At 60.1% G+C, this 10191-nt stretch carries 9 protein-coding genes; 6 read left to right on the top strand and 3 right to left on the bottom strand.

What is annotated here, in order from left to right:
- Window positions 1-46: 46 nt before the first annotated feature.
- From HX899_RS32150 to HX899_RS32140, 3 genes are read right to left on the bottom strand one after another with little or no spacing between them, the layout of a single operon-like run.
- Entirely contained in the window at window positions 47-796 is a 750-nt protein-coding gene (locus HX899_RS32150; RefSeq protein WP_181294357.1) for an electron transfer flavoprotein subunit beta/FixA family protein, read from the bottom strand.
- A gap of 19 nt (window positions 797-815) precedes the next feature.
- Window positions 816-1421, bottom strand: coding sequence for a dimethylsulfoniopropionate lyase (locus HX899_RS32145; RefSeq protein ID WP_181294356.1), 606 nt, complete (start codon window positions 1419-1421; stop codon window positions 816-818).
- Window positions 1422-1469: 48 nt separating this feature from the next.
- A complete protein-coding gene (locus HX899_RS32140) occupies window positions 1470-3506 on the bottom strand; it encodes an NADH:flavin oxidoreductase (RefSeq protein WP_181294355.1) in 2037 nt (678 codons plus the stop codon).
- Window positions 3507-3653: 147 nt separating this feature from the next.
- Here HX899_RS32140 and HX899_RS32135 point away from each other — a divergent pair, with 147 nt between their 5' ends.
- From HX899_RS32135 to HX899_RS32110, 6 genes are all read left to right on the top strand, one after another.
- Window positions 3654-4283 carry a TetR/AcrR family transcriptional regulator gene (locus HX899_RS32135; protein WP_029871401.1) on the top strand — a complete coding sequence of 210 codons (630 nt, stop codon included), beginning with the start codon at window positions 3654-3656 and terminating at the stop codon, window positions 4281-4283.
- Window positions 4284-4293: 10 nt separating this feature from the next.
- On the top strand, window positions 4294-5088 hold the full coding sequence (locus HX899_RS32130; RefSeq protein ID WP_180195965.1) for a pyrroline-5-carboxylate reductase: 795 nt from the start codon (window positions 4294-4296) through the stop codon (window positions 5086-5088).
- A gap of 67 nt (window positions 5089-5155) precedes the next feature.
- On the top strand, window positions 5156-6157 hold the full coding sequence (locus tag HX899_RS32125; RefSeq protein WP_164068472.1) for an ABC transporter substrate-binding protein: 1002 nt from the start codon (window positions 5156-5158) through the stop codon (window positions 6155-6157).
- A 208-nt stretch (window positions 6158-6365) separates the two neighbouring features.
- Window positions 6366-7253: a proline/glycine betaine ABC transporter permease gene (locus HX899_RS32120; protein WP_138388626.1), complete on the top strand. Its 888-nt coding sequence runs from the start codon at window positions 6366-6368 to the stop codon at window positions 7251-7253.
- Window positions 7246-8325 (top strand): glycine betaine/L-proline ABC transporter ATP-binding protein, encoded by a 1080-nt coding sequence (locus tag HX899_RS32115; RefSeq protein ID WP_181294354.1) that lies wholly within the window; start codon window positions 7246-7248, stop codon window positions 8323-8325. The genes HX899_RS32120 and HX899_RS32115 overlap by 8 nt, the downstream gene beginning before the upstream one ends.
- Before the next feature lie 172 nt (window positions 8326-8497).
- Window positions 8498-9502 (top strand): Ldh family oxidoreductase, encoded by a 1005-nt coding sequence (locus tag HX899_RS32110; RefSeq protein ID WP_181294353.1) that lies wholly within the window; start codon window positions 8498-8500, stop codon window positions 9500-9502.
- Window positions 9503-10191 lie beyond the last annotated feature (689 nt).

Raw genomic sequence — 10191 nt, 5'->3', positions numbered from 1 at the left:
AGCCAGAAGAAGAATGGTCATGATGATGGCTCCTGTTCCCAGCTGATTACAGCACGCCGGCTTCGTTTTTGAGCTTGTCGATGAGTTCGGCGACCGACTTGACCTTGACGCCGGCCTTGCGGCCCGACGGCTCCTCGGTCTTCAACACCTTGAGGCGCGGCGTGGTGTCGACACCGAAATCATCAGGGCTCTTCTTGTCGAGCGGCTTCTTCTTCGCCTTCATGATATTCGGCAGCGAGGCATAACGCGGTTCGTTCAAGCGCAGATCGGTGGTCACAACAGCCGGCAGCTTGATCTCGATCGTCTGCAGGCCGCCATCGACTTCGCGGGTGACCTGAGCCTTGCCGTCACCGATCTCGATCTTCGAGGCGAAGGTCGCTTGGGCGAGTCCAAGCAGTGCTGCCAGCATCTGGCCGGTCTGGTTCGAATCGTCGTCGATTGCCTGTTTGCCGACGATGATCAGCCCGGGCTGTTCGGCATCGGCGACAGCCTTCAAGATCTTGGCGACGGTGAGCGGCTCGATCTGATCGTCGGTCTCGACCAGGATCGCCCGGTCGGCACCCATGGCAAGGGCGGTGCGCAGCGTCTCTTCGGCCTTGGCAGGACCGATCGAAACGACCACCACTTCCTCGCACTTGCCGGCTTCCTTCAGCCGCAGCGCTTCTTCCACCGAGATCTCGTCGAACGGGTTCATCGACATCTTCACATTGGCAAGCTCGACACCCGTGCCATCCGGCTTCACCCGGATCTTCACGTTGTAGTCGACAACCCGTTTGACTGGCACGAGAATTTTCATGGGCAACCCCCCCTTATTTCTAAACTGCTGGCCGTTCGGCAAGTAATGCCCAGAAGGCGAAGAGCGGCGTGTCGAGCGACCTCGTGGCATGCTTGATGTCGGGGACATTGTAGAAGGATCCGCCGATACCAGGCGAAAACCAGTTCCCTTCCCCCTGCTGGAACTCTCCCTCGGACAGTACGAGGTAGACCTCCTCTGGCGCATGAACGTGGTCGGGATAGCGCACCTGAGGCGCCATCAACGTCACACCGATCCACAGGTCGCTCCGCTCCTCCAATCCTCCCGGGCCGATAATCATCGCATTGGCATGTCCATCGACAAAATTGTCGCTGGCCGTGTGGTCATACTTGGTGCGCCGACGCCATTCAAGCATTGGCTCGATGCCTTTGAACCCGTCGATCAATCGCGTCAGCGAAGGATAGGACGTATCGATCGAGAGCGCTACATCAAGCTGAGCGCACGCGGGCAATCGGCGGCCCTCTCCCGCACGCGCGGCTCCCGGGCGCTCCAGCGCTGCAAACATCTGACGGATCGAGCGGCGGGCTTCCGGGGCTTTGGCGAACTGGTCGAAAGCCACGAAAACCGCATCCAGGAAAATCTGCAGGCTTTCATTGCGTAAACTCATGTCATCACCTCCCGAGACGATCGGCCGGCAAGCGGTCCGCTCCTGCGATCAGATATCTTTCGCGATGCGCAGTCCGTCATAGACGGCGGCATGCGTGTTGCGTGCGGCGACCGCATCCCCGATCCGGAACAGCTGAAACTTGCCATCAGGATTGCGAATGACGGACTGGGGTTCTCCGGAAAGAAGCTGGTCGTGCGACATCTCGCCGAGATTGCTCGAGCTGGGCTTCAACTCGAAATAGAGCTCATCGAGCGGAATGGTCCCATGATTGACGACGATCTGGTCGAAGCTGTGCTGCCTGGCAATCCCGCCGTAATCGCTGCCGACATGGGCGACGAGCTGGTTGCCGCTCTTCTCGACGGCTTCCAGACGATAGGTGACGGTGAAGGTCACGTCATGTTTCTGCAGAGACCGCATATAGGGCACCAGGTTCATGGCCATGACCTCTGGCGCGAAGGACCGGTCCGGCGTCATGATCTCGACCTTGGCGCCTGCATTAGCGAGAAACTCGGCTGCCTGAAGGCCGGCATGGTCGCCGGCATCGTCAAAGATCAGCACGTTGGTTCCAGGCTTCACGTCGCCGGAGATGATGTCCCATGACGAGACCACCAGCTCGTTGCCGCGGGCGAGAACCTCGGTATGCGGCAAGCCGCCGGTCGCGATGATGACGACATCGGGGTTCTCGGCCTCGATGGTATCGGCTTCCGCCCAAGTGTTGAAGTGGAAGGTGACGTCGTATTTCTCGCACTGGCTCATGCGCCAGTCGATGATGCTGATCATCTCCCTGCGGCGCTCGCTCTGGGCGGTGAGGCGGATCTGACCGCCGGGATTGCTCGCCGCTTCAAAAACCACGACCTGGTGACCGCGTTCTCCGGCGACGCGCGCCGCTTCCAGACCGGCTGGGCCGGCGCCGACGATGACGACCTTTTTCTTGGCCTCGGCCTTCGCCACGATATGCGGCATGGTCAGTTCGCGGCCGGTGGCGGCATTGTGGATACAGAAGGCCGCCCCGCCCTGGTAGATGCGATCGAGACAGTAATTGGCGCCGACGCAGGGACGAATATCGTCTTCCCGCTTTTCGATGATCTTGCGGACGATATGGGGATCGGTCATGTGGGCGCGGGTCATGCCGACCATGTCGACCTTGCCGGAGGCAATCGCGTGGCGCGCGGTGGCAACGTCAGGGATTTTCGCGGCGTGGAAGGTTGGAAAGTTGGTTGCGGCGCGAATTTCGCCGGCGAAATCGAGATGCGGTGAATTCGCCATGCCCTGGATCGGGATCACGTCGGTGAGACCCGCATCGGTATCGATGTGACCGCGGATCACGTTGAGGTAATCGATCAGGCCGCTTGCCTTCAAGCGCTTGGAGATTTCGATGCCGTCACCCTTGCCGGTGCCACCGGGAAGACATTCGTCGGCAGTGTAGCGCACGCCCAGAATGAAGTCGTTCCCCACCCTTTGCCGGATCGCTTTGAAGACGTCGAGACAGAAGCGCAATCGGTTATCGAGCGAGCCACCATAGGGACCGTCGAGCTCGTTGGTAAGCGGCGACGTGAACTGGTCGATCAGATGGCCGTAGGCTTCCAGTTCGACACCGTCCATGCCGCCAGCCTTCATGCGCTCCGCAGCGTCGGCGAAATCCTTGATGATGCGCTCGATGTCCCAATCTTCCATTTTCTTCGGGAAGGAGCGGTGGGACGCCTCGCGATGATGCGACGGCGCCACGACCGGCAGCCAGTCGCCCTTGTCCCAGCGCGTGCGCCGGCCGAGATGGGTGAGCTGGATCATGATCGCCGCGCCCTCTTCATGCACGGCGTCGGTCATTTCCCGGATCCAGGGCACGATCTCGTCCTTATAAGCGAGCAGGTTGTTGAAGACCGGCGGGCTGTCCCTGGAAACCGCGGCCGAGCCCGCCGTCATCGTCAAGGCCACCCCGCCCTTTGCCCGCTCCACCGTATAGGCGCGATACCTTTCCTTCGGCATGCCGTCTTCCGGATAGGCCGGCTCGTGGGAGGTCACGATGATACGGTTGCGCAGCGTCAGATGCTTGAGCTGATAGGGCTGAAGAAGGGGATCGTTCGACATGGGCCGTGGTTCCGGATTAAAAACGTCAGAGGAGACGCTAAGCATAATGTACATATGTGTCAATATTGAAAACATATGGGTCGCCGTTTTCGACACTCATGTACATTTTTCTTGTGCGCGGCTTGATAATTTGATAGGAGATAGCCCATGGATCAGGCTTTGAACGACACTGGCTGGCGCGGATCACAGGAGGGATGGCTGGAAGCAGCTTACCACTCGCTGCTGGATTCCGGCGTGGATTCGGTGAAAATTCTGCCGCTGGCAAAGAAGCTCAACCTTTCGCGCACGAGCTTCTACTGGTTCTTCAAGGACCGGGAGGAACTGCTGGCCGGGCTCGTGGCGCGGTGGCGCGACAAAAACACCGGCAACATCGTCAAGCAGTCCGAAGCCTATGCGGAATCGCTTGCCGAGGCGATGCTCAACGTCTTCGACTGCTGGCTCAACAACGATCTGTTCGACGCCAGGTTCGAATTCGCCGTGCGCAGCTGGGCGCTGCAGTCCGACGAGATTCTCGCCGAGGTCCGGCAAGCCGACCAGCTTCGGCTGGAAGCCCTCAAGCGCATGTTTATCCGCTTCGGGCTACCAGAAGCGACATCAGATGTCCGAGCGCGAACAACTTACCTCGTGCAGATCGGATACATCTCGATGCAAGCCAAGGAGGAACTCGCCGTCCGCATGAAACGGATCCCCGAATATATCGCGATCTACACCGGCGAAGTGCCGCAGCAGAGGGAGCTCGATCGCTTCTTCTCGCGGCATGGCTACAGGCCGGGTTAGGGAGAGCCGGATGAGCGCTTCCCTGAGGATCGGTATCATTGGCGGCGGTGGCTGGCTTGGCGGAGCAATCGCCGGCTCTATCCTTGATGCCGGCCTGGTCGAACCTCGAAATCTCTCCCTTTCCTATCGCAGTGAGCAGCCGCGCCGTTTCCCGAATTCTTTCCTGACCACCGACAATCAGGCGCTTGCCGACCGCTCGGACGTGATCGTCCTTTCCGTCCGTCCTGATGACTGGCATGCTCTCGATGTCGATGCCGGCGGCAAGCTGGTCATCTCGGTCATGGCGGCCATCCGCCTGGACGCACTTTCCGAGCGCCACAACACCGGTCGCGTCATCCGCGCTTTGCCGAACGCCGCCGCCGAAGTGGCCAGGTCCTATACGCCATGGATTGGCGCGAGCGATGTCACCGAAGACGACCGGGCGCTCGTCCGTGCTATTTTCGAGGCATGCGGATCTGAGGACGAGGTCGCAAGGGAAAGCGACATTGATTATCTCACGGGTCTTTCCGGGTCCGGACCGGCTTTCCCCGCATTGCTCGCCGCCGCCATGATGCGCGACGCCATCGCAAATGGCCTGCCGGCGGAGATTGCGCGGCGCGCCGTCAACACGGTGATCACAGGCGCCGGCCGCCTGCTGGAGCGCCATGACGAATGTCCCGATGACGTCGTTCAAACCTTTGTCGGCTATCGCGGCACGACTGCGGCAGCCATCGAAGGCATGCGCGTTGCCGGGTTCGACGCTTCGGTTGCGGAGGGATTATCGGCGGCATTCAAGAAATCGGTGAGTATGGGAGACGCTTCCTGACAACCGTTGGAGTGGGTCCTGCGGCGCCCCGCTCAGCAAAACCGGCCGCTAAACAGAGGGAACGAGAATGAAAAAACTATTCGCATCGACATGTCTGACGTTCGGCCTGATCGGCGGGGCGTCTTTCGCCAGCGCCGCCGAATGCGGCACTGTCACCATCGCCAGCATGAACTGGCAGAGTGCAGAGGTTCTCTCCAACCTCGACAAGTTCATCCTGAACGAAGGTTATGGCTGTGAGGCCGAAATCACCGTCGGCGATACCGTCCCGACGATCACCTCGATGGCCGAAAAGGGCCAGCCGGACATCGCGCCCGAAGCCTGGATCGACCTGCTCCCCGACGTCGTCAAGAAGGGAACGGAAGAAGGCCGGATCGTTCAGGTCGGCTCTCCGCTGCCCGATGGCGGCGTCCAGGGCTGGTGGATTCCCAAATATCTGGCCGACGCCCATCCTGACATCAAGACCATCGGCGACGTGCTGAAGCATCCGGAACTCTTCCCCGCTCCTGAGGATGCGAAGAAGGGCGCCATCTATAACGGGCCGCAGGGCTGGGGCGGCACCGTGGTGACCACGCAGCTCTACAAGGCCTTCGAAGCCGACAAGGCCGGCTTCACCCTCGTCGATACCGGCTCGGCTGCCGGCCTCGATGGCTCGATCTCCAAGGCCTACGAACGCAAGGAAGGCTGGGCCGGCTACTACTGGGCGCCGACCGCGCTGCTCGGCAAGTATGAGATGGTCAAGCTGGAAGCCGGCGTTCCGAACGACGCCGCCGAATGGAAGCGCTGCAATACCGTCGCCGATTGCCCCGATCCGAAGCCGAATGCATGGCCGGTCGACAAGATCGTCACCCTCGTTGCAAAGCCTTTCTCGGAAAAGGTCGGCCCTGAAGTCATGGACTACCTGACGAAGCGCTCCTGGAGCAACGACACGGTCAACAAGCTCATGGCGTGGATGACCGACAACCAGGCGACCGGCGAGGACGGTGCCAAGCACTTCCTCAAAGAAAACAAGGACCTCTGGACCAAGTGGGTCTCGCCTGAGGCAGCCACGAAGATCGAAGCTGCTCTCTAGAACAGGATGATTTTAGGCCTGTTCGGCCTAAAATCTGAACCCTGTTCTAAGTTAAATAGTGAGAGCATGATGTCGTCCGAAAACCGCTCACACTTTTCGGCATCATGCTCTAACGCCGACTACTGCGGTGCGCTTAATGCGCACCGCCTCTCGCTGCCGATAAAATCAAAAAGACTGCCACGGCTCTTTGAAGAAAAAGGGGAACCGAATGGAATGGTTTTATAAATTCCCGCATATGGATGACGACGCCCTTCGCAATCTGAAGAAGGCGATCGATGACGGTTTTCGCACGTTTACCCGCACCTATGGCGACGCGATCGAAAGCCTCTTCTCGCCGCTGCAGCATTTCCTGATCGCCGCCGACCGCTTCATGACGCAGACGCCGTGGCCGATCATTACGGCAATCATCCTTGTTATCGCATGGTTTGCCAGCCGCAGCCTGAAGATCGTCCTCGGCTGTCTCGTCACACTGCTGTTGATCGGCTATTTCGACATGTGGGACGATACGATGCGGACGGTCTCGATGATCTTCGTCTGTACCGTACTCTCCATCGCCATCGGCATTCCGATGGGGATATTGATGGCGCGTTCCGACCGGCTGCAGCGCGTTATCAATCCGATCCTCGACGTCATGCAGACGATGCCGAGCTTCGTCTATCTGATCCCTGTCGTCATGCTGCTCGGCATCGGCAAGGTGCCGGGACTGATCGCCGTCGTCATCTACGCCATCCCACCGATGATAAGGCTGACCGACCTCGGCATCCGCCTGGTCGACAAGGACGTGCTCGAGGCAGCCGATGCGTTTGGCACATCGAGCTCGCAGAAGCTGTTCAAGGTCCAGCTGCCGCTGGCGCTTCCCACCATCATGGCCGGCATCAACCAGACCATCATGATGGCCCTCGCCATGGTCGTCGTCGCTTCGATGATCGGCGTCCAGGGCCTTGGCCAGCCGGTTCTGAAGGCGATCGCCAACCAGTACTTCACCCTGGGTATTTTCAACGGCCTTGCCATCGTCGGCATTGCCATCATCTTCGACCGGGTCAGCCAGGCGTATGGCAAACGGCTCCAGAAGCATCGGGAGATCGTCCATGGCTGATCAACGTTTCGGCGGCATCAAGATCCGCCATCTCTACAAGATCTTCGGTCCCAATCCTGGCGCTCATGTCGATGCCGTCAAAAAGGGATTGTCGAAGACCGAGCTCAACGAAAAGCACGGCCACGTGCTGGGACTGAAAGATATCAATGTCGAGATACCCTCGGGCCGCATCCAGGTCATCATGGGCCTTTCGGGTTCGGGAAAATCGACGCTCATCCGCCACATCAACCGTCTGATCGATCCCACCGCCGGCGAAGTGCTTGTCGACGGCGTCGATGTGGTGAAAATGAACGAGACCGAATTGCGGACGTTTCGCCGGCACCAGACGGCAATGGTGTTTCAGAAGTTCGCGCTTCTGCCGCACCGGAATGTTCTCGACAATACCATCTTCGGCCGCGAAGTGCAGGGCATGGAGCGCTCGAAAGCCGTCGACGTCGCCATGGGCTGGCTGGAGCGGGTCGGCCTGAAGGGCTTCGAGAGCAAATATCCCAACCAGCTATCGGGCGGTATGCAGCAGCGCGTCGGGCTGGCACGAGCCCTCTCGAACGATGCGCCGGTTCTGCTGATGGACGAGGCCTATTCGGCGCTCGACCCTTTGATCCGCACCGATATGCAGTCGGTCCTTCTCGACATTCAAAAGGAGATCAAGAAGACCATCGTCTTCATCACCCACGATCTCGACGAAGCCCTTCGGCTGGGCGACCAGATTGCGATCCTGCGCGATGGCGAAGTCATCCAGCAGGGCACCAGCCAGGACATCGTTCTGCGTCCGGCCGACGCCTACATCGCCAACTTCGTCAAGGAGGTCAATCGAGGCCGGGTCATCCAGGTCGATGCCGTCATGACATCCTTGCATTCCGGTGCGGCGCCAGGCGGATTGACGATTGCATCAGGCACGACCGTCGAAGACGCCGTCCGGATCCTGGCATCGGCGGCGCACGACGATGCCAGAGTGGTTTCACCATCCGGAGAAGCATTGGGGCTTGTCACCTTCCGCCAGCTCGCGGGCGCAATGGTGAACTCGCAGGAGGTGGCTCCCCGACGCGACAGCGCCCTCTCGGTCGCACTTTGACGCTCCAAATGCGGCCGTCTTTCCGTTTCGTTGGCGACGCCGATATCAGGCACGTCGCCATCTCCGGAACTGGGAAGTCGGCCGCCTGACGCCTGGGGATCCCGATGTCAAAACTCTTCCCGCGTCTGTTTTCGCTGATCGGCCTGGGCAGACGCGCGGCATTGGAGCTGTGATGGCCGGGCAGAAAATGAGAATGCCGATCGACGAGCTCCGCCAACTGGCGCTCGAAGCCTGCCTCGCCTGCGGCGGCAGCCCGGCCATGGCGAAGGCTCTCGTCGATGCAACGCTGTCGGCCGCCTCCTTCGGGCGCACTGAACTCGGTTTTCCGCATTTCGTCGATTATCTCACCAGCCTGCGCGAGGGGCGGATCAACGGAGACGCCAAGCCCCGCTTCAACCATGTGCTGCCGGCCCTGATCCAGGCCGATGCGGACGGCGGCATAGCGCAGCTCGGATTTGACCTCATTTACGACGACTTCACGACGCGCGTGAAAACCTTCGGCATATCCGTCCTCACGCAAAGAAACAGCTATACCGCCGGGGAATTGGGATATTACGTCCGGCGTCTCGCTCAGGACGGGTTGATATCCATCGCTGCCGCCAACGGACCGGCCTTGATGGCCGCCGCCGAGGGCGGGGAGCCCGTCTACTGCACCAATCCGCTTGCTTTCGGCGTGCCCCTGCCGGAACCCTTGCCGCCCGTCGTCATCGACCAGGCGACGAGTGCCACGGCGTTCATAACCCTTGCCGAGGCGGCAAAGGCGCAGTCGTCGATTGCTCACGGCATGGCCATCGACGAGACCGGCGCAATCACCACCGATCCGGTCAAGGCGATGCTTGGCGCTCTCCTGCCCTTCGGCGGCTACAAGGGCGGCAATATCGCCCTTATCGTCGAGATGCTCGCCGCGGGTCTTTCCGGTGCGGCGTGGTCGCTTGATGCCGGCCACTTTCTTTCGGGCGAACACCCGGTGAATGCGGGAATGACCGTGATCGCGCTATTCCCCGCGGCCGTGGATGCAGGTTTCCCGGCGCGCGCCAAGGCCCAATTGGAACGGCTGCGCTCCAAGGGAGTCCGTATCCCCGGAGACAGAGCGATGCCCGCGAGCGCCGTGGAAACCGGTAGTCTTGACGTCGACATAGGCGTGTTGGAAACGATCCGTCGCTTGTGCCCTCAGTGAGAAAATCATTGCTCAGCCCAAAGCCGAATGCATCGCGCCCGGCGGCATCATGCGAAGTTCCCATCGTTGGTGCGAATTGAGAAATTGAAGATCTCTATCCACTTTCCGCAGCTCGTTGCGCAAGACAGGCGGCTTTCAAGCAAGTGCTTACCTATACATTTTGCGCAAGGTCAGTCCAGACTGCGTCACGAAAAGCCGGTTGGCCGACAATATCGGGACGTGACAATTGCTCCATAGCTGAGGAACAGTAAGATCAATCTCGACCAAGGCCATGATGGCTTACGGTCCCAAAGCCAAGCCCGTCCATCCATCACCCCCCGGATGGAAGGGATCATACATACGCACTCCATCCCGTGCGTATGCCTGCGTACCTGTCTGCCTGCCGAAGGTCCTCTTTAAGCGGTCCACTAAGACCCTTCGGCAGGCGACTGCGCGGCTCGCGAATTGGGGCGCGCTCTACAAGCTTCAGATGACGCGCATCTCGGCAAGATCGCCGCGGTTGAACCTGTGGCGTGGCGGATACAGCTGTAAAATCGCTCCTTCAGCGTAATCGTTTTATCAGCGGGTTGTCGTCATCGCCGGCAGCGTGACGTCTTGCCAATGGCCGCGGGTTCTGTCAGTTCCTGATCTGGATGGGAACTAATGCATTCAACGGGTTGGTCTTTTTGACATTTACCATGCCCGAATTC

Source organism: Rhizobium sp. WYCCWR 11146 (assembly GCF_013591995.1).
GTDB classification, from domain to species: Bacteria; Pseudomonadota; Alphaproteobacteria; order Rhizobiales; family Rhizobiaceae; genus Rhizobium; species Rhizobium indicum.
Note: the sequence above shows the minus strand (reverse complement) of the source record. Positions and strands in the feature narration are given on the sequence as shown.